Here is a 24124-nt window from a genome sequence, read left to right as displayed (position 1 = left end):
ACCCGATCAAATACGTTCGATAATCATTGCAATGCCCTGACCGACGCCGATGCACATGGTGCAAAGCGCATAGCGTCCGCCCGTGCGCTGCAACTGGTACAAGGCCGTGGTGACCAGACGCGCGCCGGACATGCCGAGCGGATGACCGAGCGCAATTGCGCCGCCGTTCGGATTCACATGCGCGGCATTATCGGGCAAACCAAGCTCGCGCAGAACCGCCAGCGACTGGGCGGCGAAAGCTTCGTTGAGCTCGATAACATCCATCTGATCGAGCGAAAGACCCGCCTTGGCGAGCACCTTGCGCACGGCCGGAACCGGGCCGATGCCCATGATGCGCGGCTCGACACCGGCAGCGGCCATGGCCACGACGCGGGCCTTTGGCGAAAAGCCGTGCTTTTTGGCGGCATCGCCGGAGCAGATGGCAAGCGCTGCTGCGCCATCATTGACGCCCGACGCATTGCCCGCCGTCACGGAAAGATCCGGGCCGTTGACGCCCTTGAGGCGCGCCAGCATATCAGCCGTCGTGCCCGGACGCGGATGTTCGTCAACCGAGACGACCACCGGATCGCCCTTGCGCTGCGGAATGGTCACAGGCACGATCTCGTCGGCAAACAGACCGGCGGCCTGCGCCTTTTCCCAGCGCGCCTGGCTCTCGGCGGCAAATGCATCCTGATCGGCGCGGCTGATGTTGAAATCGGCAGCCACATTGTCCGCCGTCTGCGGCATGGTATCGACGCCGAACTGCTTCTTCATCAGCGGATTGACGAAGCGCCAGCCAATCGTCGTGTCATAAACGGCATTGCTGCGGGAGAATGCGCTTTCGGCCTTGGGCATTACGAAAGGCGCGCGGCTCATGCTTTCAACGCCACCGGCGATCATGAAATCGCAATCACCGGCGCGGATGGCGCGTGCGGCCATGCCAATTGCATCCATGCCGGAACCGCAAAGGCGGTTGACCGTGGTGGCCGGGACGCAAACCGGAAGACCTGCGAGCAGGACGGCCATGCGTCCGACATTGCGATTGTCTTCGCCTGCCTGGTTGGCGCAGCCATAAATCACGTCATCGACAGCCGACCAGTCTGCTGACGGGGTACGCTCGCTCAGCGCCCGGATCGGCAAGGCTGCCAGATCGTCGGCGCGAACCGATGCAAGGGCACCGCCATAGCGCCCGGCCGGCGTACGAACCGCATCAACAATAAAGGCATCGGACATAAATCATTCCTCCCCGACATTTCCTCTCGGCCGGTCCCGGGATGGGTTCATTGGCCGACCGATCGGTTAATGTATAATCCATCATGTCACAGTTTTCAATATTTATTCTAAAAACTGTGCTGCTTTTACGCTAAGAAAAATTGCCGCGACGGTAACCGGCGAACACATTGGAATTATTATTATTTTAAGAATACGTCGATTTTCCGGTCGGTCCGACGCGGTATTTCCCGTCAGGAAAATGTGGACAGGCGCAATTCTGTCGCAGGTGTTTTTTGCGGCAGGAACCCTTCGGCATTCTCATAATGCGCCGCAATATGTGTATCCGCCTTCAGCGTCAGTTCGCGATAAAGACGCACAAACAACGCCCGCGCTTTCGCCGCTGGCCAGTCCGATGGTAGCGCTTCGACGGGCAAGCGCGGATCGCGCAGCAGCACGGCGCGATAGAGATGCACCAGCAACAGACGCACCGCCACGGCGCTGCGTGGATCAAGGCCCGCCTGCGGCAGCTTTTCGATTGCCGCAAAATGATCGATGAAACGACGATAGCCGCTGGCCAGACTGTCGAGATCCCACAATGTGGCGACATAATCGGGCAGCAAATCCAGCCCCGCCGTCACATCGGCGGTAAAGCACAGGCCGGGAATGGCAATCGTCTCATCGCGATGGCGCGGGCGCAGGTAAAGATCCGGGCCTATCCGCGCCATGGCCGATTTTAAAATGATATCGGTCGGTAATTCGCAGCGATGGATAGCCCAGCCATCCGCCGGTTGCTCGCGCCCGTAAAGCAGCTCCGCCGCTTCGGCAAATTCCGCTACCGCAGAGTCGGCAAGCTGATAATAGCTGCGCCGACCTTCACGGACCCCGCTCAGCTGACCGGCTGCGACCAGACGCGAGACAGCGGTGCGAACCAGCGTTTCGCTCAATCCCAGATCGGCGCAGATCTGGATCAGCGTTCCCATCCACAGCGTGCCGCCACGCGGAACGACAATATCACCATATATTGTCACGATTACCGAGGTCGCGCGCAGCGTCAGCCCGTCAAGGAGCCGCTTCAGGACAATGGATTCTTCGCGCACGCTTTACTTCCTTGCTGGTCGATACCGGCACGGGGCCAGACAAAGCGGCATGGATAGGACGGAATCAATGTCAATTCAACTCCATCGCAATGATGGTGAAGTATGCGCGCAGAGCCATGCTTGCGGTTAAGACATCCCCACCAGCGCACGCACTCATAAAGCGGCAGGCAACGAAAAATGGTAATGTCGGGTAGTGGAACGCATGAAATTGCCATTTATACCAAGGTGCTGAGATGATAACGCATCACGCCTTGCAATGCTCAATCGCCGCATGGGTTTAACCAAAGCTTGATGAGTTCTAATCATTGAGCTTTGGTATTACAGACCGGAATGGCAACTTTCGGGACAGACATCAGGAAGACCCCGGGCCTCAACAATGGAAACAATTGAACTTTTCGAACGTCTGGGGCTCGCAATCGCAATCGGCGCGATTGTTGGCGTTGAACGCCACTGGCGTGAACGTGATGAAAAACCGGGGAGGCGTACGGCGGGTCTTCGAACCTTTACCTTGTGCGGTATGCTTGGCGGGCTTTCCGGCGCCATTGAATCATATTTGGGAACCTCGGGAATTCACGTTGGTCTGGTCATTACCGGCTTCTTCGCAGTCTTTTCCGTGGTCTTTGCACTTTTTGAATTCAGGGAGGCCGTATCATTCAATCAGTATAGCGTGACGTCCGTGATCGCGGCCATGGCCACTTTCGCGCTCGGCGTGCTGGCCGTTCTGGGCAACCAGACATTTGCTGCCGCGGGTGGGGTCGCGCTGGTTTCACTGCTGGCGAGCCGACACGTGCTACATGCGTTCATGCGGGCCCTGACATGGGAAGAACTGCGTTCGGCGATTATTTTCCTCGCCATGATATATGTTGTCTGGCCCGTTATTCCCGCGCAGAAGCTGAACTATTTTGGCGGATTGTCTCTTTCGGACATCTGGACACTGGTGATGCTGCTTGCCGGGATTTCCTTTGCAGGTTATGTGGCCCTGCGGTTATTGGGAGGGAAGCTGGGGCAGATTCTGGCTGGCGGCCTTGGCGGTCTGGTTTCTTCGACAGCGGTCACATTGACGAATGCTCGCCTTAGCGGAAAATCCTCGGCACCCGATGCATTGGTCGCCGGTGCCCTCGCGGCCAATAGCGTCTCATTGCTGAAAACCCTGTTATTATCGGCGCTTCTCTCCAACTCTTTGGCACTACGCCTCGCGCCCGCCCTTCTTGTCACGATTTTGGTGCTGGCAGCCGGTGCCTGGCTAATGGTTCGCAACGCTGGCGAGGAACCTGCATTTCAATTGAAACGCAACCCTTTCCAACTCACCGAAGTCCTTAAATTGGCTGCACTGATCACTGTGGTGACGGTTGCGGCACGCATTGCATCCGACTGGTTCGGCCATGTCGGTCTGGTCAGTGTCTCGGCATTGTCCGGAATAGCGGATACGGACGCCGTGATCGTAAGTATCGCCGGTCTCATCCACCAGATCACTCCCGATCTGGCCGCGACCAGCATTGGTGGCGCATTGGTCACGAACACTATTGCCAAAAGCAGTTATGCCGTCCTTCTGGGATCAAGGATGTTCAGCCGACGCTTCCTGCTCTTCAGCATAATCAGCCTGATGGCCGGGGTGTCCATTTTCTATGCCGTGCCCATCGGCGGCGGAGCCGCTACGCAGTAGGGTCTAAACCCTAGAGCTGTTCCAGTTAAAACGGAGCCATGGGAACCGCTCTAACTATTTGTTTTCACGCACGTCTTATCCGAAAAACGCTTCGCGCTTTTCGGGACGTTCTCCAAAATCCCGACCTATCGATGCTGAATACGCATCGATTCCGCCATCTTCCGTGAACGACTTCTTAAGGCGATGCTTCCGGGCAGAACGTGGCATGGAGCGCACCAACGACAGTCAGAACTTCCGGTCGGACAATTGAATAATAAACCGTCGTACCGTCACGCCGCGCTTCGACAAGTCCGTCCGCTCTCAGCCGCATGAGCTGCTGAGACATCGGCACCTGCTCAATGTCGAGTTCCTCGCGTAATTCCGCTACCGATTTTTCACCATCCACGAGACAGCACATCACCAGCAGCCGCTGCGGGTGCGAGAGGCTGCGCATCAGCTCAGCCGCTGCCTTGGCGGCAGGAATCATATTTGAAACATTCATAGTATTGAATTTATAATTTTTGAATGTTATATGCAAGTCCAGAGAACAGGAAAGATTCTGAAATTGGATTCGGGGCCTTGCTTGGAGCGATTCGATCCGGGCTGCGGGAAAAAGCGAATAACCACTCACCTCGCAGAGCGGGAAGCATTACGGAGGGAATGCCATGTCTCACATCGTTATTATCGGAGCAGGCCTCGGTGGCATCATCATGGCTTACGAGATGCAAGCCAAATTGGGGCGTGAAGACCGTCTCACCATCATCAATCATGGATCGACCTATTCATTCGTGCCGTCCAACCCCTGGGTTGCTGTCGGCTGGCGGCAACCCGAGGATATAACCGTCGATCTCATCCCGGTGTTGAAGGAGCGAGGCATCGATCTGCGCCCGGAAGGCGCGGAACGCGTCGAGCCGGCCTCGAACCAGATACGGCTTAACGGTGGTGACGTTCTGGACTACGACTATCTGATCATCGCAACCGGACCGGACCTCGCCTTCGACGAAGTGCCTGGACTCGGACCCGAGGCTTACACTCAATCCGTCTGCCAGACCGATCATGCGGTACAGGCGAAAGCCGCCTTCGACAAGCTCGTCAAGGCGCCCGGGCCAGTCGTCATCGGCGCGGTTCAGGGCGCCTCCTGTTACGGCCCGGCCTATGAATTCGCCTTTATCCTCGACACAGCCCTTCGTAATGCGCGTGTTCGCGATCAGGTGCCGATGACCTTCGTGACGCCGGAGCCTTATATCGGCCATTTGGGGCTGGATGGCGTCGGCGACACCAAGGGGCTGATCGAAAAGGCCATGCGCGAGCGCCACATCAAGTGGATCACAAATGCGCGTACGTCGAAGGTGGATTCAGACACGCTTTTTGTCGAAGAGGTCAATGACGACGGTTCGGTCAAGACAACGCACGAACTGCCTTTTGCCTTCTCCATGCTTCTGCCAGCCTTCCGGGGAGTCCCGGCGGTTTATGGTATCGAAGGACTTACCAATCCACGCGGTTTCATCGCTATCGACAAATATCAGCGCAGTCCGGTCTTCCAGAATATCTTCGCGGTCGGCGTCTGTGTTGCCATTCCCCCGGTCGGCAAGACCCCGCTTGCGGTCGGCGTCCCGAAGACGGGTTTCATGATCGAATCCATGGTGACGGCCGCTGCCGAAAATATCGCCGCGCTGCTCAGGGGGCAGGAGCCAAAGGCCGTCGCAAGCGGGAACGCGGTCTGTCTTGCCGATTTCGGCGACGAAGGCATCGCTTTCATCGCACAACCGCAAATTCCGCCGCGCAATGTGAACTGGTCCTCGCAAGGCAAATGGGTTCATACCGCCAAGATCGGGTTCGAAAAGTATTTTTTGCGCAAGGTCCGGCAGGGCAAGGCGGAAACCTCTTACGAGAGCTTTGTTCTCGACATGCTCGGCATCAAAAAACTGAAGGAAATCCAAACCGAGGACGCCGATTAACGGCAGCCCAAACAGGAAAAGGAATAAAAGAATGACAATCGATCGCGCCGTAATGATGTTCGCCGGCCTGATGGTTCTGCTTTCGCTGGCGCTCGGCTTCTACGTGTCGCCCTGGTGGTATCTGCTGAACGCCTTCGTTGGATTGAATCTTATGCAGGCTTCGGTAACCGGTTTCTGCCCGGCGGCCATTTTCTTCCGCAAACTGGGCTGCAAGGCGGGATGCGCCTTCAAATAACCGATACGCATCCGGCCGCCTCTCATTTGTCTTCAACGCAACAGGTCAAAGTTGCCGTCTGAAAGAGCCTGTAATCCATGCCTCGACCTGCCTTACGTCTTATTGCCATCGTCCTTGCCGTATCGACCGCGTTCGCCGCCCCCCAATCGCGGGCGGCCGAATTCGTCGTGCAGCCTCTGACGATTCCTGAAATGAAGGCCGTTTTCGGCCAGGTCGAAAGCCGTATCGTCCTGCCTGCGCGCGCGCGCATCGGCGGTTCGATCAGCGAACTGCGCGTCAGTCAGGGCGATGGCGTCAAGGAAGGCGACATCATCGCCACCATCGTCGATGACAAGCTCGCGCTTCAGCTCCGCGCCGCTGACGCCAGGATCGAGGCCCTTAATTCGCAGCTTGAGAATGCGCGTGTGCAGCTTGAGCGCGCGCAGCGGCTCAGAACCTCGGGGACGGGTTCCCAGGCCAGCCTCGACACGGCCCGGACGCAGTTCGAAATAGCCACCAATCAGGTCGCCGCCGCCGTCGCGGAAAAATCCGTTATCGAACAGAGTGCAAGGGAGGGCGATGTGCTCGCCCCCGCGACGGGCCGTGTACTGACCGTGCCGGTCACGCCCGGCTCCGTAATTCTTGCAGGCGAGGAAATCGCACGCATTGCGCCGGGTCCGTATTATCTGCGGCTTTCTTTGCCGGAGCGCCACGCCGCCGAAATTACGCAGGGCGCGCAGGTTCTTGTTGGAAAACGCGGCCTGAGCCAGACACAGGGCGACCTCGTCTCGGCCCATCAGGGGAAGATCGTCAAGGTCTATCCCGAAATCACCGACGGTCGGGTGATCGCGGATGTCGAAGTCGCCGACATTGGAGATTATTTCGTCAACGAACGGACATTGGTGTCGATCCCGGTCGGCAAGCGCACGGTTCTCGCCGTGCCCGCCGAGGCGATCAAGACGATCCACGGCATCGATTATGTAAGGGTCGCCATTGCGGACGGCGGACAGGACGTTGCGGTCATCCTAGGCGAATCCATCGAATATGACGGAAAATCCTTGGTCGAAGTCCTGACGGGCCTGCATGAGGGAGACCGGGTGATACTACCATGAAGCTTGGAATCGCAGGCGGTCTCACCCGCACCTTCATCACTTCGCCACTCACCCCGCTGTTCCTGCTGGCCGCGCTCGCGCTCGGGCTAATCGCGCTGGTTACGCTACCGCGTGAAGAGGAACCGCAAATATCGGTGCCAATGGTTGACATCCGCGTCGCCGCCAACGGGTTGAAGGCGGAAGAAGCAGTCAAGCTCGTCACCGAGCCGCTTGAGACCATCGTCAAGAGCATCGATGGCGTCGAACATATTTATTCCCAGACCGAAGATGACGGCACTCTCATTACGGCGCGCTTCGACGTCGGCACCGACTTCGATACGGCGGTTCTGCGCGTTCATGAAAAGATCCGCGCCAATATGGACCGCATTCCCATAGGGATTCCCGAACCGCTCATCGTCGGGCGCGGTATCGACGATGTGGCTATCGTCGTTGTCACATTGCGGCCAACGCCCGAAGCGGCGTCCCGATGGACGGCGAACGGGCTAACGCGGCTGGCGCGCGAACTTCAGGTCGAAGTCTCCAAACTGTCCAACATCGGCCTCACCTATATCGTCGGCGAACAGCCGGAGCAGTTCCGCGTCGAACCCGATCCCGAAAAGCTCTCGCTTTATGGCATCACCCTGCAACAGCTTGCCGCCAAGATCGAGGGCGCCAACCGGTCGTTCCGCATCGGCACCGTGCGCGAAGACACGCAACAGCGCGCCATCGTCGCCGGCCAGACGCTTCAGTCCCTGCCCGAGATCGGCAATATCCTGCTCACCGCCCGCGACGGTCGCCCCGTTTATGTGCGCGACGTCGCAAAAGTCGTGCTCGCGACGGCGCCATCGGAGAACCGGGTTACCGATATCCGCAAGACTGCCGAGGGACTCCAGCGCGCGCCTGCCGTTTCGCTGGCCATCGCCAAGCGTCCGGGTACCAATGCCGTCGTCATCGCGGAGGAGATCGTCCAACGCCTCGAACAGGTGCAGGGGCAGATTTTCCCGACCGATGTCGAAATGACGGTCACCCGCAATTACGGCGAGACCGCCAACGAAAAGGCGAACGAGCTTCTGCTCCACCTCGGTCTGGCGACGGTCTCCATCGTGGTGCTGGTGGCTGTCGCCATCGGCTGGCGCGAGGCGCTCGTCGTGGCAGTCGTCATTCCGACGACCATCCTGCTCACGCTGTTCGCCTCATGGATCATGGGCTATACGCTCAACCGCGTTTCCCTGTTCGCGCTCATCTTCTCAATCGGCATTCTGGTCGATGACGCCATTGTCGTTATCGAGAACATTGCCCGCCATTGGGGCATGCACGACGGCCGCTCGCGCATTCAGGGCGCTGTCGATGCGGTTGCGGAGGTCGGCAATCCCACGATTGTCGCCACGCTGACCGTGGTGGCGGCCCTGCTCCCCATGCTGTTCGTCTCTGGCATGATGGGACCCTATATGAGCCCTATTCCGGCAAACGCGTCTGCCGCGATGCTGTTTTCCTTCTTCGTCGCCGTTGTGCTAACGCCCTGGCTGATGATGAAGACCGGCGGCTCTCACGACGGTTCCCGGAATGGCGGCAATCATGGGGAGGATGCGAGCGGCGGGCGGCTCGGTCGCCTGTATGTCGCCGTTGCGCGCCCTATCCTGAAAACCCGTGCGCGTGCCTGGGCTTTCCTCCTCCTTGTCGGCGTTGCCACACTGGCCTCGCTCAGCCTGTTTTATACCCAGCACGTTACCGTCAAGCTGTTGCCTTTCGATAACAAAGCCAACCTTCAGGTCGTCGTCGATCTGCCGAAGGGCGCTTCGGTAGAGGACACTGATCGGGCGTTGCAGGCAATGGTTGACCGTCTGGACCCCGTACCGGAGATTGTCTCGTTCCAGACCTATGCGGGCACTGCCGCTCCCTTCGATTTCAACGGTCTGGTGCGCCATTATGGCCAGCGTTCCGGCCCCGAACAGGGCGATATCGCCGTCAACCTGCTAGGCAAGGGAGATCGGGACCGGGCGAGCCATGCAATCGCTCTCGACATCCGCGAGCGCCTGAAAGACATCGGGTTGCCGAAGGGCTCCATCGTGAAAGTGGTTGAACCGCCGCCAGGCCCGCCGGTCATGGGCACATTGCTTGCCGAAATCTACGGCCCCGACGCCGATGCCCGACGCGCCGTGGCGCAAAAGGTGCGGCAGGCTTTTGAAAGCGTCCCGTTCATTGTTGACGTCGATGACAGCTATCACAATCAGGCCGAACGCGTGCGCGTGGCTATCGATCAGGACAATCTCGAATACTACAAGGTCGAACAGTCCGACGTTTACGATACGCTGAGCTATCTTTATGGTGGCAAGACTGTCGGCTATTCGCACCGCGGTGGCGGACGCCAACCCATTGCCATCCGCCTCGCGCTTCCCAAGGCCGATGCCGTGGTGGATGAGCGGGCGCTCACCACACCGGTCCCGGCCAACGCCGTTCCGGGCGGACGCGGCGTTGTCGAGCTCGGCGATATGGTTTCGGTTTCGCGCGAACCCGCATCCTATCCGATATTCCGTCATAATGGCCGGGCTGCGGAAATGGTGATGGCCGAGCTTGCCGGGGCCTACGAAGCGCCAATCTACGGCATGCTCGCAGTGAATGACGCCATAAGCAAAGCGGATTGGGGCAATCTGCCCAAGCCGGAGATTTCGCTGCATGGCCAGCCGGAAGACGAGGCTCATCCGACACTTCTATGGGACGGAGAATGGGAAGTGACCTGGGTGACTTTCCGCGACATGGGCGCCGCCTTCATGGTCGCGATCCTGGGCATCTATATTCTGGTTGTCGCCCAGTTTGGCTCCTTCAAGCTGCCACTGGTCATCCTCACGCCAATTCCGCTCACTTTCATCGGGATATTGGGAGGACACTGGCTGTTCGATGCCCCCTTCACGGCAACATCAATGATCGGCTTTATCGCGCTCGCTGGCATCATCGTGCGCAACTCGATCCTGCTTGTCGATTTCGTTCGCCATGCCCGCCGCCCCGACAGGCCCCTCCTCGATGTTCTGCTGGAAGCCGGCGCGATCCGGTTCAAGCCTATCCTGCTCACAGCCTTAGCGGCAATGATCGGGGCCGCAGTCATCCTCACCGATCCCATTTTCCAGGGATTGGCGATCTCGCTACTCTTTGGGCTTGCCTCTTCCACGGTGCTTACGGTGCTTGTTATTCCGGCCATCTACGTCGTTTTAAGAGGACGCCGAAACCTTACATCGAAGCGCTGAAATACCAACCCGGTGAAAGCTCAATGCGTTCCGCGCATCGCGCTTTCACCGCGATAACGATCAATATGGCTGGCGGAACACGATGATGGAGGCCAGTATTGCCAACAGCAGGCTCCAGACAACGACACTGACGAGCACGGACTGTCTTGCTGCGCGCTGTTCGAGCCATGTGCGTGGTTTGATACCGCTGGTCTGGAACACCACGACTGCGGCGAGATTGACGCTGGCAATATTCACCACAAGCAAAAGCAGGGCGCCCGAAGCCTCCACAAAATGATATGCGCCGAACATCAGGCCCGCCGTTGCGGTTGGCGGCAGCAGCGCCACGGCGACCATCACCCCCACAAGCGCCGTCGGCAGACCGGTAGTGATCGACAGAGCTGCCGCCGCGCCGGACGCCAAAGCCAGGGCAATACCGTCGAGGCCGACGCCGGTTCGTGCGAGGAGTTCGGGGCCATCCAGAGGGAAAGCCCCGGTCATCCCGATCGCGCTGCCCAACACGACAGCGGTGGTGATCCCTGCCAGCCCGGTTTTCAGGGCGCGCAGCATCAGTCGCCCATCACCCAGAGCCACCCCGAAGGCGAAGGCAAGGTTCGGTCCCAACAATGGCGCGATCACCATGGCGCCAATGACGACGGCAACATTGTTCTCGATTAACCCGATCGCGGCCACCACGGTCGATAGAACGGTTTGCAGCAAATAGGTTCTGTCGAGATCGGCGCCATGCTGCACCTGATTGTATATCTCTTCACGGGTGGCGTTGAGCGTCTTGCGCCAGCGTTCGGCGGCTTCCTCCTCACTCTCCGTCTCCTCGGACGGGATCGTCGCCTCGACCTCCATCACAACGATGCGCGCATCGGCATCGCCGCCCAATATGGTTTGCAACGTATCGAGCAATTCCTGTCGCTTGCCTCGCCCGATCAGGAGTTGATATAGGTGCCGACCGTCTTCAGCCAACGGCCAGGCCCGATAGTCGAGAGCGTCAAACTCCCGGGCAATCGCTTGAATGCGGTCGGCATAGCGCTCGTCGGCCACAACCTCGATGCGGCGCAAGGACATCGGCGTCCTCCTCCTTCATTTTGTGCTGACTCAAGTTGATAACTGACTCGGCGGTTCATTCGGAATGCCTTCCGACGACTTCAACTTTCATCCGCGGCATGGATCAGTTCCGTCGCCAGTTCGCGCGCAGCTTCGGAAATGTCGGGATTGAACACCAGCCAATAACCCTTGTCGCTGCTCAGCGCCATATCGCACGCCGGGACAAGTTGCCCGCGCCACACCGCCCCGTCAATCAGACCGTCCCAGCCGAGTGCCACCCCCTGATCGGCGATGGCCGCCTCGATCACCAGATTGTAGGTGTTGAACACAAGGCCATGATTGCCCTCCTCAATATCTTCTCCGATCTGATCGAGCCAGGAGCGCCAGGTAAACCAGCGATCCCCCTGCAAGGCGTCGAGATGCAGAAGCGAGGTTGAGCCCAGCCCCTTACCTTCGGGAAACGGCCCATGCGCGGCCAGAAAGGCTGAAGAACAGACCGGTGTCACCTTTTCCCCGATGAACAGAGCCGCATCTTTCGGAAAATCCTCCCGGCCACCGAACAGGATCGAAATATCGGCCTCGCGACGATCCAGCGGCTGGAGCATCGAGGATGCGGTGATGCGGACGTCCACTTCCGGGTATTTCGAGCGGAACCGCGCCACTCGCGGCATGAGCCAGAAAGCGGCAAAACCGTAATCCGTCGCCACACGCAACCCCGGCGCCCGTTGCAGCCGCCTGATTTGCTGCATGGCCTCCTCGATTCCGTCGAGCCCCGAACGCACAGCACGACAGAGAATCTGACCTTCCGGCAATATTTCGACACCTCGGGCGCGGCGCGCAAAAAGTGCGACGCCCAGTCGATCTTCAATACGTTTTATCTGGTAACTCACGGCTGGCTGGGTCATGCCCAGTTCGCGCGCTGCAAGGGTCAGATTTTCCAATCGCCCCACAGCTTCGAGAACGCCTAGACTGCCAAGATCCCAAGATGGAGAAGCCATAAATATTCTCTATCATACCGATAAAAAATGAATGGGTTTTTCCATAGCGTAAATGATGTTTTTCTGAAACACCAAATCCAAGGTATAATATATTTTGATCGAAGAGGTGCGAAACGCATCCACTACAGAGGGGTCTCGAAATGCGCCACGTGAAGATTGCAGCATTGTTTTTTACGACTTTCACCGGATTTGCGGGCACGGCCCTGGCCGCCGATCCCGCCTCTTGCGAGACTGTCCGCCTGTCCGATCCCGGCTGGACCGACATTACATCCACGAATTCCATTGCAAGCGTATTGCTGGAAGGGCTGGGCTACAAGCCGGACGTGAAGACCATGTCCGTGCCGATCGGTTATGAAGCTTTGAAAACCGGCAATCTGGATGTCTTTCTCGGCAACTGGATGCCCGCGCAGCAAAAATTCCGCGACGATCTCGACAAGGCCAAGGCTGCTGAAGTGATCGTGGAAAATCTGGAGGGAGCGAAATTCACGCTGGCCGTTCCGGATTACGTGGCGAATGAAGGCGTGAAGGATTTTGCCGATCTGTCGGCCCATGCAGACAAATTCAGCAAGGAAATCTACGGTATCGAACCCGGTGCGCCCGCCAATCAGAATATTCAGAAAATCATTGGAGACAGCAAGTTCAAGCTGGATGGCTGGAAGCTTGTGGAATCCAGCGAGCAGGCGATGCTTGCCCAGGTGGACCGCAAGAACAAGGATAAGGCCTGGGTCGTATTCCTTGCCTGGGCGCCGCATCCGATGAATACCAAACTCAATATCGAATATCTGTCGGGTGGCGACGATTACTTCGGCCCGAATTTCGGCGGCGCGGAAGTCTATACGCTTGGGCGGACCGGCTGGGCGGCGCAGTGCCCCAACGCGGCGACCTTCTTCAAGAATCTCGTCTTCACCGTGGATATCGAGAACGAACTGATGGGCAAGATTCTGGACGAAGGCGCCGAAGGTCCCGCCGCGGCCAAGGACTGGCTGAAGGCGCATCCCGAGCAGATCGACGAATGGCTGGACGGCGTCACCACCTTGAAGGGGGAACCGGGAGCGGAAGCGGTCAAGGCCAGCCTCGACCTTTAAGCATCGGGAAAACAAACCCTAGACAGCGGGCATATCAGCGCCCGCTATTTGCGCTTCTCACACTCCGATAGCGATCCAGCAAATGAAAAAGCCGAATATCCTCATTCTCATGGTCGACCAGTTGAACGGCACGTTCTTCCCTGACGGTCCCGCACCATTTCTGCATGTCCCCCATTTGCGCAAACTTGCCGAACGTTCCACACGGTTTGCCAATTGCTACACCGCGAGCCCGCTTTGCGCTCCGGCCCGCGCTTCGTTCATGTCCGGGCAACTACCATTCCGGACGGGCGTTTTCGACAATGCCGCAGAGTTCTCGTCGGAAATTCCGACCTATGCGCATCATCTGCGCAATGCAGGCTACCAGACCACTCTTTCCGGCAAGATGCACTTCGTCGGACCCGATCAGCTGCACGGCTTCGAACAGCGCCTCACGACCGACATCTATCCCGCCGATTTCGGCTGGACGCCCGACTACCGCAAGCCCGGTGAGCGCATCGACTGGTGGTATCACAATCTCGGTTCGATTACCGACGCAGGTTCCGCCGAGATCACCAACCAGCTCGAATATGACGACGAGGTTGCCTATCAGGCGGAGGCGAAGCTTTACGATCTGGCGCGCGGTCATGACGACCGTCCATGGTGCCTGACTGTCAGCTTTACCCATCCGCACGATCCCTATGTGGCGCGTAAACGCTTTTTCGATCTCTATGCCGATATTCCCGAACTCGATCCCACGGTCGGAGAATTGTCCGAGGAGGAAATCGATCCGCATACGAAACGCCTGCTTCATGCCTGCAAAGCCGAAGATTACAATCTCTCCCCCGCGCAGATCAGGACAGCGCGTCAGGCCTACTTCGCCAATATTTCCTATATCGACGAAAAGATCGGCAAACTACTCGATGTAATCGAGCGTTGCGGGATGACGGAAGACACGATCATTGTCTTTACGTCCGACCACGGCGACATGCTGGGCGAACGAGGCTTGTGGTTCAAGATGAGCTTCTTTGAAGGATCCGCACGCGTCCCGTTGATGATCTCCGCTCCTCGATTGGCTCCTATGCTGATAGAACAACCGGTATCGACCCTCGACGTGTTGCCAACATTGGCGGACCTCGCGGGTATCGATCTGAACGGCATCATGCCGTGGACCGATGGCGTATCGCTCATAGGCCTGGTGTCAGGAACAACGATACGTGGTCCCGTGCCTGTCGAATACGCCGCCGAAGGTACCGTTTCGCCCATGGTTTCGCTGCGTGACGGTATGTGGAAACTGAACCTCTGCCGAGCCGACCCACCGCAACTGTTCAATCTTGCCGACGATCCGCACGAGTTGCGCAATCTGGCTGATGCGCCGGACTGCAAAACTGTTTTCGCGGAACTTCTTGGGAAAGCGCAAGCGCGCTGGGATTTCGAACATTACGACGCGACGGTTCGCGCAAGTCAGGCGCGAAGGCATGTCGTCTATCCGGCTTTGCGTAATGGCGCTTATTATCCCTGGGATTATCAACCCCTGCAAAAGGCCTCGGAACGGTACATGCGCAATCACATGGACCTGAACGTGCTGGAAGAAAACCAACGCTTCCCCTGAATAGCCCCGATTTTCGGCTGGAGGCGTTTGACTCAACACCAGAAACGTTTGGTATGGACAACCCTATCATACGCCTTTGCAGCATCGTGCAGAAGCCTCGTCTTGTCGCCTGCGCCGACGAGATCTTCCGCCCCCGCCACGTCCAGAAGTTCGAGCGCCGATAACCTGTCGAGAGCGGTGGCAAGATCATTCAGGACACCGAGCTGATCCTGAAGCCCCGCCACCGCCGTAATGAAACGGCGGTGGCGTTTGGCTTCCGCCTTGCTCTTGAAGAGCGGCTCGAAGAACTCCGCCGCATAACGCAGCTTCTTTGCGGCTATTCGCAGCCTGTGCCGGGTCCCGTCGTCGGCATCGACAAGATTGCTGCCACTCTTCGCGACTTTCTTCCAGAGTTTGTCGAGCACTGTAGTGGCGAAATCTCTTGACGGTTGCCCGCATAAAGCCTCTTGAGATCCGCCACTTCGCCGCTCGTCGGATATGAATTCCGCGACATCGATCACCAGCGAACGGGTGCGAGCGGAGGAAAGAGATATCTGAAGCGTCGCGTAGGCACCGTCGCGCGCCCTCTGTAAGCGCTCGGAGAGGTCTTCGTTCGTTACACGCGCAATCATGACGTCGATATTGCGCACCTGCCCCGTTTCGCCAGCAAGCCAGCGCAATTCCTCGCGAAGCTGGTCGAACCGGCTGTCCTCGAACAGCGACTTGCAGATCGAGAACAACGAGCGCAGGCGCCGCAGCGCCACGCGAAGCTGATGCACGGCATCCGGGTCGCGGGACCAGTCCAATGCCATTTGATTGAGACGGAACTGCCTGAGACAGCCAGACGCGATGCGCGCGAAGGCCGACGCGGCGTTCATCTCGACCGAGAGTGGCACCGTACCAGCCTTCACAGGACCGGGCACTGCACCGAGCAGGCGATAGCCGCGTTCCGCCTTGCTCAGGACGCCGAGACGGACCGGTACGATCCGGCCGATTCTTCGCGCGAGGTCAAACAGCGCCATTGCAGAACCGGCCTTCATTTCCAGCTCGACCTCGCAGAACGGCGTTTCGCGGTCGGCAGCGACAACCCTTCCTACATCCAGGACGACTTCCACCGTGCTGTCGCCTTCCGTCACATTCCAGCGGTGCCGTTTGACGTGAACCTCGAACAGGGGCGCCAGGCCGGGACCGACCCCGACAAGCAGCGCCTGGACCTGTGGATCGTCCAGCTCCGGCTCATCACCTGCGACCGCCCGTTCCCATTCTTCACGGTCGAAAAGCCCGGCCATGACGCCGCTGCCGGCTTTGACCGTCTGTATCCGTTCATTTCCCGATTGCCGGATGCGCAACGACACGCCGCGCTTGGACAAATCCCGGCGGGGCGTGTCGAAATAGATGGATTTCAGCTGCAAGACCGTGGGGGCGGATTCGAACGGATTTTTCTTCAGGAGCGCCACCGCACCCGCTTGTGACAGCTCAAGCTTCAGTTCAGTTTCCTGCATGGTATCGTCGCTACAGTTCGCCTGATGGCAAGCGGGAAGGTTGAAACCATCATAAACAAGCCGATGCAATTATAAAACCATATTGCAGGCTCATGCTTCGGCTGGCTTTTGAACCGCCCTCGTTTCGCCCCAAAATTCAAAGACCGCCATTTTGATAAACCATGGTCCTCATATGGCCTTGCTGAATTGCCTTGGGGCGTCATCGATATAGGCGTCGAAACTTGCCGCGACCGAGCGGATCAGGAAGCGATGTTCGCGGTCGACTTCGACCTTGTTGTCGTTCAGCGCTACGATGCCGTCATCCAGAAGCTGTTTCAGCCTTCTGTTGTCGCTCAAGAGCGGCTCCGCATCCAGACCGTAGAGATTTGCGATCTCACCGAGATTGACGCGAAAATCACACATGATCCGCTCGATGATATGCGCGCGCGCACGATCCTCGACCGTCATCTGATAGCCCTTGACTGTCGCAAGCGACCCTGCGGCGATGCGCTGGGCATATTGGCCCGGAGCGACTTCATTCTGGATATAGCCTTGCCTGACGCGACCGATGGAAGACGCGCCAAGACCGATCAGCGTATCGCAGCTATCCGTGGTGTAGCCCTGAAAATTGCGCCGCAACCGGCCATTTTTCGATGCAATCGCCATGTCGTCTTCCGGCAGCGCATAATGGTCAAGCCCGATGCGCACATAACCGGCCGTGCATAACACACCGGATATTGCCTCGGCCTGTTCGTTGCGGGCCGCAGTATCAGGCAGGGTATTCGCATCGATCATCCTCTGGTGCTTCTTGAATGTCGGAATATGGGCATATCCGAATACGGAGAAGCGCTGCGGATGCATCGTGATAGCCGCTTTTGCGGTATCGATGCAGGACTGTACCGTCTGGCGCGGCAGACCGTAGATGAGATCGAAATTGATATCCCGGACACCGGCATCGCGCAGTTCGGCCACGGCCTTTGCCGTCTGTTCTTCGGTCTGAATGCGATTGATCGCTCTCTGCACCACGGGATCAAAGCTCTGGACGCCCAGACTGGCGCGTGTAACCCCCGCCTCTCCCAAGGCCAGCGCCATATCGGCCTTGAGCGTGCGCGGATCGATTTCCACCGCAATCGCGGCATCGGCCAGAAAATCGAACCGCTGCCGGAGAAGCCAGATCAGATCTCGGAATTCCTGCGGCTGCATGATGGTGGGTGTACCGCCGCCGAAATGGAGATGCCGGATTTTTAATTTTCCTGACGTTCTGGCGGAAACGAGTTCGATCTCGCGGCGCAGAATATCGATATAGTCATGGATCGGCTCGTCGCGCTTGGTGATCGTGGTGTGGCAACCGCAATACCAGCACATGGAACGGCAGAACGGGATATGGGCATAAATCGACGCTTCCATTCCCGGTTCGATGTCGTCCAGCCACTGACCATAGGTGTCGGCGGTGACGGCAGGGGAAAATTTCGGAGCAGTTGGATAGCTCGTATAGCGCGGCAACCGTGCTTCGCCGTATTTTTCGATTAAAAGCTCATTCATCGCTCGTTCCTTACCTATACCGACCGGCACAGGATAAGCGTTCGTGAAAGCGGCTTCTTTGCGAAAGATTAAATATAAAAAGGCAACGAACCGAAATATCGGATCAGACTTCCCCCTCGGCAAGCTTTTTAATGCCCCGGCTATCGATGACCGTCAGTTTCTGGCGTCCGCCCAGAACCATGCCTTTTGCTTCCCAACTGCTCAGAATGCGCGAAACCGTGTGAAGCGTGGTGCCGGTCATCTCGGCGATATCCTGCCGGGTGATCGGGAAATCGATGCGAATGCCGCTCTCGTCTTTCTTTCCTGCCTTGTGCGCCAGACGCAGCACGACATGCGCGACGCGGCGTTCGACTTCCTCGGTCGACATTTCCCGGATGCGCGTATGCGCTTCCTCCAGCCGCTGGCCGATGGTCTGGATCGCGTTCATCGCGAGGCCCGGATTCTGCTCGACAAAATAATCCCACAGTTCCGTCGGCCAGCCGAACACGATGCTTTCGGTGAGCGCAGTCGCCGTTCCGGGATAATCCTTGCGTTGAAGCGCGCGCGCGAAACCGAACAGGTCGCCCGGATGCACCATGCGCACGATGATCTGCTGGCCGTCCGGCGTCACCTGATTGACCTTCAGACGTCCATGCACCAGAAGATAAAAGGAAACGGCTTCATCGCCCTGCCCAAAGACGGATTCGCCTTGCAGGATACGTCGCAACGTCGCGTAGGAGATGAGCTTGTCCAGCTCATCGTCACGCATCTTGGCGAACAGCGACAGCTTTCTGACCATTCCACGATCTATCATCGCCATCGCGCTTCCCCTGTTCCGAAATCCTGCGATTGCTTTAGCATGATCTTACAGGATCGGAACAGTTTTTGCGCATCGAGCATTCAAGCAAAACCCCTCATGCAATGAAATCCTTCAGCTGTTTGACCATGGGCGCATACCAGCCCTTGTCGCGAACCAGTCGAAATCCGAGATTGTCCGGTGGAAGGCCGACACTGCAACCACCCGATTTCGGGTCACGGATAAAGGAACTCATCGCCGCGCGGTGCTTGCCATTGGTTACATAGACACCGCAAACCGGCGTTTCGTTCATGATCCTGCCCTCGTCATCCACATTGACCCGACGATGGCATGTCTGGGTCCATTCCCACACATTGCCGCCAATATCGGCAACGCCCAACTCGTTTTCGCCGAAAGCCCCCGACTGCCTCACCGCCGGTTCGCTGCTCCTTTTGCGCGCGCTCTGTTGTTCATAATCCCGCAGCCAGCGCAGGGCCGGATTGGAACCATCGTCACCGGTAAGCCCCAACTGATCGTCCGCGAAACGCGAACCCGCCGCAAAGGCCCATTGCTCGTCAGTCGGCAAAGACCATCTTTCGCCGGTCTTTCGCGACAACCACACCGCATAATCCTGCGCATCCGTATAGCTGACGCCGACAATCGGCTGTTCTTGTTCCGGCGCGTGCTCACTACGGGCTTCTGCCGGCTGACAGCCTCCTTCATCGATGCAGCGCTGATAATCACCGGCCGTGACCTGATATTTCATGATATCGAACGGCCGCGCGAGCACCCGCTCGATCATGGGGGCATCGACTGGATAATTGTTGTTCTGGAAATCGCCATCTGCGCGATAAGTCATGCTGCGCGGCTCGATGCGAACGGTCTGCGGACCGTCAATCGCATCGCCCGTTGCAGGACCGTTTATTCTGCCAGCGGCATCAACGACCGCCAGCCCGGCCACCACCGCCAGAAACACCGCCGGAACGGCTACCGCCAGATCACGTAATCGGTTTTTTCCTGTGCTCTTTGCCATTTCGCTTCAGTGCGTTGCCAGATCGTGAGCGATCGGCAAGACACAGCCCTTCCATGGTTCGAAGACCGTTTTTCCGTTGCGCGGGAGCATTTCGCATTTGCGAAATGCTCCTCGCCCACCGCCCGAATGCCTATGCTCCCGAAGGTTGCAGCACCGAGGTCATCAGGTCGTCGTTCCAGTCCCCCGTCACCTTGAAGTGGGCCGCCGCGCCCAGTTCGAAGGCTTCGATGAGGTTGTGGTTCACATAAGCGTAGATGCCCGGTTGCTGGAATGTGTAGTAAGCCGCAGCCGCAGCCCCACCCGGAATGAACCAGGTTTCCTGATCGACATCGGGCGGCGTGTTGAACTTGCCGCCGGCCCAGACATAGTCGCCATGGCCGCCGATCAGATGGGGTCTGGTATCCCGGTTAGCCTGCGAGTGGACGATCAGCACATGCTCGCCAACCTCCGCAGTCATGGCCTTGTCGCCGGTCAGGGCACCCACCGCGCCGTTGAAGACCACATGGGTCGGCGTCAGGGTCCGCATCACCTGCACGGTATCCGCATAGGCGTCGCCGGGCGCATCATACTTCTTGTACTTGCCGGTTTCGTCGCGCGGAACGTAGAAGTCCTGTTCGCCGACATAGTAAATCTTGTCATAGGTCAGGCGCTTGCCCTTGCCGTCGGTCAGCCCCTCACGCGGCAGCACCATCACGGCGCCGTTCATGCCCGAGACTACATGCCATGGAACCATTCCGGGAGGCGCGCAGTGATAAACGAACACGCCTGGCTTGGTGGCCTTGAAGCGCAGGATCGTCTTTTCCCCGGGATTGATCTCGGTCAGCGCACCGCCACCCAGGGCGCCGGTCGCGGCATGGAAATCGATATTATGCGAAAGCGTATTGGTTTCGCGATTGATCAGCGTCAGTTCGAGGTAATCGTCCTGATGCACTACCATCAACGGGCCGGGAACCGTGCCGTTGAAGGTCATCGCCTGAACTTCGGTGCCCTCGTCATCAATGACGATCTTCTTCTCTTCGATCTCCATGGTGAACTCGACCACCTTGGGACCGCCTTCCGCGACCTGGGCGTGAGCATGGACGAAGGGAGGATCGACCAGCTTCACTTTCTGTCGCGGCAACGCTGCAATTTCCGCAGCGCTTGCCTTTCTGACAGCCCCCTGCCCCAGAGCCGACGTTGCCGATAAAATCGGCCCCAGAGCCCCAGCCAAGGCTGCGCCCGCCAGCATTGTGCGGCGGCTGATCTGCATCTGGTCTACCATCATTCTCTCCTATGCGATAGGACCGAGCGCCTTTCGCTCTGTCGCTATATTTATAGGAGAGGCCGCATCCGCCTTCATTGTTCGCGGTCAATGTCCGGGCAATAATGCAAGAAAAATAACCATTTTATTTCAATTGCTTATAGCTAAGTTTCGGATCTCATCGAAGCTATTTGCGGCAGAACAACCAATACCGGAGAATGCCTACGGCTATCTGAAATCTGGCGCTGCAAAAAGTGCCTGCGCTTCCGGTATCGCCATTTCCGGCTTCCATGCCGGTTCATAAGTCAGGTCCACGACGGCCTGACTGACGCCCGGCACACTCTCTACACAGGCCTGAACGGCCTGCGTCAGGAATCCGGCCGCGGGGCAGCCCCGCACGGTCGTTGTCATCTCGATATGAACATGACCGCCATCGCTGACCTCGACGGCATAGATCATGCCCAGATCGACCACATTGACGGAAAGTTCCGGATCCAGAATGACGCGCAATGCTTCGCGGATTGCAGCTTCAATCCGGCTTGCCTGTTCGTTCTCCATGACCATTCACCTCTACCCGGCTTCCCCGACGCGGATCATGATGCGATAGGTCTTGCCGGTATCATCGAAATTCCCGACCCATTGATGCCCGCGCTTTTCCAGCTCCGGGAACAGAAACAGCGGCTCACGATGCAGGAGCGCAAAAAGAACCTCACCAACCTGCATGTCTTCGACTTCAGCCAGAATGCGAACCATCGGTTCGGGAGGCAGCATGTCGGTGCAATCGATATAGTTGGAAGGTTCGGGCCAGATATCGGGAAATCCGGCATTGTCCGAAACCTGCACGACGGGCGACGAACTATCGATCGGCGAAAAGAGAACCTGCCAGTCACCGCCGCCGATCTCTTCCGCATTGGCGGCAAAGCCCTTTTTCTCCATTACGGAGAAAAGCGGCACCGGTTTGAACGGGGCGATCAGCAGCAGGCTTTGTCCAGGTAGAAGGCTCTCTACTGCGGTCATGATGGCCTGAAAAGGCTCTTGTCCCTTTGCCAGAAGCGGACGTACATCGAGCTCACTGGGAGTAATTTGTTGTTGAGACGCGGTCATTTCGATCTCCTGAGTGCCGGTCCTCCGGCATAGATCAGATGGGGTATAACAGTGCCCTTGGGCAGGCGTACGGCCAGTGGAACATCCATCAGTCGCCGCGCGCGGAAGAGATAGAAGGCGATAGCCAGAATTGCACATAGATTTACGGCTGATGCCAACTGAAAAACAATCGGATATCCGGTGCCGAGCGCCAGTGTGGCTATCGCGACGCCGGTAAAATAGATGGAGAACCAGCGCCGGGCCTGTTTTTCGCTGACAATATCCTGCACGCGCGGGGTTGGCACCCGCCCCATCACCGGGCCATAGCATTCAAGCCAGGTCAGGAATGGCACGATCTTGTAGAGCTGCGCCAGGCTGAGGCCGGTTAGCCAGCCGAATGTAAAAAGATAAACTAACGCGGCAACGATTCCATCTGTCGTTCCAATCCACGGCAGGATCAGCGCAAGAACGATTGCCAGCGTCATGGATGCGAAGGCGGGAATGCTGGCAGCGCTGTTGAGTTCGATCGCCTTGCGTCTGCGTTGCCGATAAATCGCACGCATGTCATAGACATAAAGAGCGACGGCAACCGCGCCCGGTATGAGGGCGGCCAGAAGCACAACGCCCATCTGGCCGCGACCGAAAGCGAAGAGCACAACCCCGGCTCCGAGAACCGTCAGCGCCAAAGTGCCTGCCCACCAGAGAATACGGGTCGATTTACGCGCGTCATCCGGCGAAAGCAGAAACATGGTGAGAAGGCGATAGCTCACGCCCATGGCCGTGAAACTCATCCAGCCCCCAAGCCCCAGAGCACCGTGAAGCGGCGTGGACATGCCGGCTATATTCAAAAGGACGTCGTTGTCGGTCAGCCCCGAGAATACGAAAGCGAAGATACCGCCCAGAACCGCGACCACCATCAGGCTGGCGAGACCTACCGCGACAAAGCGGGCGGGAAGCGTTATCGGTCGCGCCTGCCAGATGGTCATGGCAAGCATCAGCACGATAACGGCAAAACCGGAGATAAGCAGGAGAGCGGATGCCGGCAACAACCAGACTGGTGTTTCCATGAGTCCCGCCATACCCGCAAAGCCGCACAGGAGACCGAGAAGTCCTGCCAGCAACAGGACAAGAGTGGGCAAGCTCGCCTCACTTTTCCAAAGCGGACCGGCAACCAACACCGGCACGAATTGCAGAAGCGCGCCGCACATGAGCAAAGCAAGCCAGCCGATCGCGATGACATGCACCACGATCAGGGTTTCGGGCGCGCGGATATCGTGAAAGGGATAACCGTAGCCATCCACCATCAAGCCAACGCCGACAATCAGAAAAATGAGGGAGGCGGCAAAATAGGACAGGGTCCAACGGGAAAGCGCAGCACCGATCATTGCAGCCTCCTCAAGAGAAAGCGACGACAGAAGCTGTCAGTGATTGCCGCAGGTGCATTGATGGCCTGCATTGTGAACCTTGCGCCGACCGATTTCCACGCGCCAGACGGGACCGGTTTCTTTATAGACCCAGGAAAAGGCGCCCGGATTGCGCTGATCGAGCTGATGGTGCAGCGGCGCCGGGTCGTGGTCGTTGACGATCTCCAGCACATCGCCCGGCTCCAGCGTATCGATCATGGAAAAGATCGTCGCATGCCGTGCAATGGGCGGGATGGTGCGAACATCAATGACAGGGGTAGTTGAAACGGGTTCTACAGACATTTTATCTTCCTGGGGCCATCGGGTATCGAGTGATGATGACGACAGCCTGCATCATCATGAGAACCATTCTAGAGCGACCCGAAGGAAGGCGCTTTGATGCATCTCAAACAAGAGTCCCGTTTGAGATGCAAAGAAGCGGATCAC

The 24124-nt window shown here is 58.1% G+C and carries 21 protein-coding genes; 7 read left to right on the top strand and 14 right to left on the bottom strand.

Translation table 11 applies throughout. The features are described 5' to 3' along the window. Window positions 1–6 precede the first annotated feature (6 nt). Both pcaF and FHS76_RS02860 read right to left on the bottom strand, forming a co-directional pair. Window positions 7–1212: a 3-oxoadipyl-CoA thiolase gene (gene pcaF / locus FHS76_RS02865; RefSeq protein ID WP_183647810.1), complete on the bottom strand. Its 1206-nt coding sequence runs from the start codon at window positions 1210–1212 to the stop codon at window positions 7–9. A gap of 230 nt (window positions 1213–1442) precedes the next feature. After that, on the bottom strand, window positions 1443–2288 hold the full coding sequence (locus FHS76_RS02860; protein ID WP_210305985.1) for a PaaX family transcriptional regulator C-terminal domain-containing protein: 846 nt from the start codon (window positions 2286–2288) through the stop codon (window positions 1443–1445). 376 nt (window positions 2289–2664) lie between these two features. Between FHS76_RS02860 and FHS76_RS02855 the strand changes: the two genes are divergently transcribed. Beyond that, window positions 2665–3951, top strand: a complete 1287-nt coding sequence (locus FHS76_RS02855; protein ID WP_183647807.1) for an MgtC/SapB family protein — start codon at window positions 2665–2667, stop codon at window positions 3949–3951. A 175-nt stretch (window positions 3952–4126) separates the two neighbouring features. On the opposite strand, the gene FHS76_RS02850 is transcribed toward FHS76_RS02855, so the two are convergent. Next, window positions 4127–4417, bottom strand: coding sequence for an ArsR/SmtB family transcription factor (locus FHS76_RS02850; RefSeq protein ID WP_235992546.1), 291 nt, complete (start codon window positions 4415–4417; stop codon window positions 4127–4129). Window positions 4418–4595: 178 nt separating this feature from the next. Between FHS76_RS02850 and FHS76_RS02845 the strand changes: the two genes are divergently transcribed. The 4 genes from FHS76_RS02845 (at window position 4596) to FHS76_RS02830 (ending at window position 10432) form a co-directional block, all read left to right on the top strand. Beyond that, a complete protein-coding gene (locus FHS76_RS02845; protein ID WP_183647802.1) occupies window positions 4596–5888 on the top strand; it encodes an NAD(P)/FAD-dependent oxidoreductase in 1293 nt (430 codons plus the stop codon). Window positions 5889–5919: 31 nt separating this feature from the next. Then, entirely contained in the window at window positions 5920–6123 is a 204-nt protein-coding gene (locus tag FHS76_RS02840) for a YgaP family membrane protein (RefSeq protein WP_183647799.1), read from the top strand. Window positions 6124–6200: 77 nt separating this feature from the next. After that, window positions 6201–7214, top strand: a complete 1014-nt coding sequence (locus FHS76_RS02835; RefSeq protein ID WP_183647796.1) for an efflux RND transporter periplasmic adaptor subunit — start codon at window positions 6201–6203, stop codon at window positions 7212–7214. Continuing rightward, window positions 7211–10432: an efflux RND transporter permease subunit gene (locus FHS76_RS02830; protein WP_183647793.1), complete on the top strand. Its 3222-nt coding sequence runs from the start codon at window positions 7211–7213 to the stop codon at window positions 10430–10432. Before FHS76_RS02835 ends, FHS76_RS02830 begins: the two co-directional genes overlap by 4 nt. Before the next feature lie 60 nt (window positions 10433–10492). On the opposite strand, the gene FHS76_RS02825 is transcribed toward FHS76_RS02830, so the two are convergent. Both FHS76_RS02825 and FHS76_RS02820 read right to left on the bottom strand, forming a co-directional pair. Continuing rightward, window positions 10493–11491 carry a TIGR00341 family protein gene (locus tag FHS76_RS02825; RefSeq protein ID WP_210305984.1) on the bottom strand — a complete coding sequence of 333 codons (999 nt, stop codon included), beginning with the start codon at window positions 11489–11491 and terminating at the stop codon, window positions 10493–10495. Between the two features lie 80 nt (window positions 11492–11571). Beyond that, window positions 11572–12468: a LysR substrate-binding domain-containing protein gene (locus tag FHS76_RS02820; RefSeq protein ID WP_183647790.1), complete on the bottom strand. Its 897-nt coding sequence runs from the start codon at window positions 12466–12468 to the stop codon at window positions 11572–11574. Window positions 12469–12608: 140 nt separating this feature from the next. On the opposite strand from FHS76_RS02820, the gene choX reads away from it, so the two are divergent. Next, the gene (gene choX, locus FHS76_RS02815; protein WP_183647787.1) at window positions 12609–13553 is read left to right on the top strand and encodes a choline ABC transporter substrate-binding protein; all 945 of its coding nucleotides are present in this window, start codon (window positions 12609–12611) and stop codon (window positions 13551–13553) included. 82 nt (window positions 13554–13635) lie between these two features. Next, window positions 13636–15141, top strand: a complete 1506-nt coding sequence (betC, locus tag FHS76_RS02810) for a choline-sulfatase (RefSeq protein WP_183647784.1) — start codon at window positions 13636–13638, stop codon at window positions 15139–15141. Between the two features lie 32 nt (window positions 15142–15173). Here the strand turns inward: betC and FHS76_RS02805 are convergent, their stop codons facing one another. The 9 genes from FHS76_RS02805 to FHS76_RS02765 form a co-directional block, all read right to left on the bottom strand. Then, entirely contained in the window at window positions 15174–16622 is a 1449-nt protein-coding gene (locus tag FHS76_RS02805; RefSeq protein ID WP_183647781.1) for a CYTH and CHAD domain-containing protein, read from the bottom strand. A gap of 168 nt (window positions 16623–16790) precedes the next feature. Next, window positions 16791–18143 (bottom strand): oxygen-independent coproporphyrinogen III oxidase, encoded by a 1353-nt coding sequence (hemN, locus tag FHS76_RS02800; RefSeq protein WP_183647778.1) that lies wholly within the window; start codon window positions 18141–18143, stop codon window positions 16791–16793. A 103-nt stretch (window positions 18144–18246) separates the two neighbouring features. Next, entirely contained in the window at window positions 18247–18942 is a 696-nt protein-coding gene (locus FHS76_RS02795) for a Crp/Fnr family transcriptional regulator (protein WP_183647775.1), read from the bottom strand. Window positions 18943–19036: 94 nt separating this feature from the next. Further along, a complete protein-coding gene (locus tag FHS76_RS02790) occupies window positions 19037–19951 on the bottom strand; it encodes an SUMF1/EgtB/PvdO family nonheme iron enzyme (protein ID WP_183647772.1) in 915 nt (304 codons plus the stop codon). A gap of 130 nt (window positions 19952–20081) precedes the next feature. Beyond that, complete coding sequence (gene nirK, locus FHS76_RS02785; protein ID WP_183647769.1) at window positions 20082–21212, bottom strand: copper-containing nitrite reductase; 1131 nt, start codon at window positions 21210–21212, stop codon at window positions 20082–20084. Window positions 21213–21419: 207 nt separating this feature from the next. After that, window positions 21420–21749, bottom strand: a complete 330-nt coding sequence (locus tag FHS76_RS02780; protein ID WP_183647766.1) for a metal-sulfur cluster assembly factor — start codon at window positions 21747–21749, stop codon at window positions 21420–21422. 12 nt (window positions 21750–21761) lie between these two features. Beyond that, entirely contained in the window at window positions 21762–22295 is a 534-nt protein-coding gene (locus FHS76_RS02775) for a DUF2249 domain-containing protein (RefSeq protein WP_183647764.1), read from the bottom strand. Continuing rightward, window positions 22292–23659: a hypothetical protein gene (locus FHS76_RS02770; RefSeq protein WP_183647761.1), complete on the bottom strand. Its 1368-nt coding sequence runs from the start codon at window positions 23657–23659 to the stop codon at window positions 22292–22294. Before FHS76_RS02770 ends, FHS76_RS02775 begins: the two co-directional genes overlap by 4 nt. Before the next feature lie 36 nt (window positions 23660–23695). Then, entirely contained in the window at window positions 23696–23980 is a 285-nt protein-coding gene (locus FHS76_RS02765; protein WP_183647758.1) for a DUF2249 domain-containing protein, read from the bottom strand. Between the last annotated feature and the right edge of the window lie 144 nt (window positions 23981–24124).

Source organism: Brucella daejeonensis (assembly GCF_014199265.1).
Lineage (GTDB): Bacteria > Pseudomonadota > Alphaproteobacteria > Rhizobiales > Rhizobiaceae > Brucella > Brucella daejeonensis.
Note: the sequence above shows the minus strand (reverse complement) of the source record. Positions and strands in the feature narration are given on the sequence as shown.

Coding starts and splice junctions, on each gene's coding strand:
- pcaF (WP_183647810.1), bottom strand. CDS start 1,212: ATGTCCGATGCCTTTATTGTTGATGCGGTTCGTACGCCGGCCGGGCGC.
- FHS76_RS02855 (WP_183647807.1), top strand. CDS start 2,665: ATGGAAACAATTGAACTTTTCGAACGTCTGGGGCTCGCAATCGCAATC.
- FHS76_RS02850 (WP_235992546.1), bottom strand. CDS start 4,417: ATGATTCCTGCCGCCAAGGCAGCGGCTGAGCTGATGCGCAGCCTCTCG.
- FHS76_RS02845 (WP_183647802.1), top strand. CDS start 4,596: ATGTCTCACATCGTTATTATCGGAGCAGGCCTCGGTGGCATCATCATG.
- FHS76_RS02840 (WP_183647799.1), top strand. CDS start 5,920: ATGACAATCGATCGCGCCGTAATGATGTTCGCCGGCCTGATGGTTCTG.
- FHS76_RS02835 (WP_183647796.1), top strand. CDS start 6,201: ATGCCTCGACCTGCCTTACGTCTTATTGCCATCGTCCTTGCCGTATCG.
- FHS76_RS02830 (WP_183647793.1), top strand. CDS start 7,211: ATGAAGCTTGGAATCGCAGGCGGTCTCACCCGCACCTTCATCACTTCG.
- FHS76_RS02825 (WP_210305984.1), bottom strand. CDS start 11,491: ATGTCCTTGCGCCGCATCGAGGTTGTGGCCGACGAGCGCTATGCCGAC.
- FHS76_RS02820 (WP_183647790.1), bottom strand. CDS start 12,468: ATGGCTTCTCCATCTTGGGATCTTGGCAGTCTAGGCGTTCTCGAAGCT.
- choX (WP_183647787.1), top strand. CDS start 12,609: ATGCGCCACGTGAAGATTGCAGCATTGTTTTTTACGACTTTCACCGGA.
- betC (WP_183647784.1), top strand. CDS start 13,636: ATGAAAAAGCCGAATATCCTCATTCTCATGGTCGACCAGTTGAACGGC.
- FHS76_RS02805 (WP_183647781.1), bottom strand. CDS start 16,622: ATGCAGGAAACTGAACTGAAGCTTGAGCTGTCACAAGCGGGTGCGGTG.
- hemN (WP_183647778.1), bottom strand. CDS start 18,143: ATGAATGAGCTTTTAATCGAAAAATACGGCGAAGCACGGTTGCCGCGC.
- FHS76_RS02795 (WP_183647775.1), bottom strand. CDS start 18,942: ATGGCGATGATAGATCGTGGAATGGTCAGAAAGCTGTCGCTGTTCGCC.
- FHS76_RS02790 (WP_183647772.1), bottom strand. CDS start 19,951: ATGGCAAAGAGCACAGGAAAAAACCGATTACGTGATCTGGCGGTAGCC.
- nirK (WP_183647769.1), bottom strand. CDS start 21,212: ATGGTAGACCAGATGCAGATCAGCCGCCGCACAATGCTGGCGGGCGCA.
- FHS76_RS02780 (WP_183647766.1), bottom strand. CDS start 21,749: ATGGAGAACGAACAGGCAAGCCGGATTGAAGCTGCAATCCGCGAAGCA.
- FHS76_RS02775 (WP_183647764.1), bottom strand. CDS start 22,295: ATGACCGCGTCTCAACAACAAATTACTCCCAGTGAGCTCGATGTACGT.
- FHS76_RS02770 (WP_183647761.1), bottom strand. CDS start 23,659: ATGATCGGTGCTGCGCTTTCCCGTTGGACCCTGTCCTATTTTGCCGCC.
- FHS76_RS02765 (WP_183647758.1), bottom strand. CDS start 23,980: ATGTCTGTAGAACCCGTTTCAACTACCCCTGTCATTGATGTTCGCACC.